Here is a 783-nt window from a genome sequence, read left to right on the forward strand (position 1 = left end):
CCTTGTAGGTCAGGAACTGACCGAGCTGGGCGAACGCCCAGGAGTGCAGCGTGGCCCGTTGGGGCTTGCGAAGCCGTACCCGGACGCGGATTCCCGTCAATTCCTCGACGGCGATCCCGCGTCCGGTGCGTTCAGCCTCGGCCACGATGTTCTTGCTGATCCGGTGGTTCACGTCGGCCGCGAACCGTGCCTCCTTGCGGCGGCGTTTCTTGAGCAGCCGTCTCGCGGAGGAGGTCTTCCTGGCCTGCAACCGTGTCCGGATTCGCTGCTGGCGTTCACGGTAGCGGTTCAGGCGCGACCCGCAGAACCGGTCACCGTCAGAGGTGGTCGCGATGTTCACGATACCCAGATCGACCCCGACGAACCCGTTCACCGGTTCCCGCCGGGCGGCCTCGGGACCGTCGACAACGGCGTGCAGCAGCCACACCCCGTCCCGGTACAGCAGATCGGTTTCCCCGATCACCAGCCGGGAACGCAGCAGAGCCAGATGCCGGGGATTTCCGACGATCCGCACACCGCGGAGCCGACCGGCGACCGTCCAGATCGACACCGTCCCGTCACGGCCCGCGTCACCGAACTGCCAGGACAGACAACGGGCGTCGAACGGCTGCCCCGCCTGCGGACGGAACCTGATCGGGGTGCCCTCGACCTTGCGGCGCCGGTCCGACCCAGGCAGCCCATAGTTGCCTGCCTTGAGATTGGCCCGCAGGGTCGTGCAGGCGTCCACGGTCTTGCCGATCACCCGGATCGCCGGCTGGGCGGCCAGCCCGAACCGTTCCCGCA

Annotated in this window: 1 protein-coding gene; it reads right to left on the reverse strand. The window is 68.2% G+C overall.

Annotated features, from left to right (window positions below):
* Positions 1–783, reverse strand: a 783-nt coding sequence (locus tag IG04_RS0141770) for a transposase (protein ID WP_030482285.1), incomplete at both ends; no start/stop codon positions are given.

Source organism: Lentzea albidocapillata (assembly GCF_000719115.1).
Lineage (GTDB): Bacteria > Actinomycetota > Actinomycetes > Mycobacteriales > Pseudonocardiaceae > Lentzea > Lentzea albidocapillata.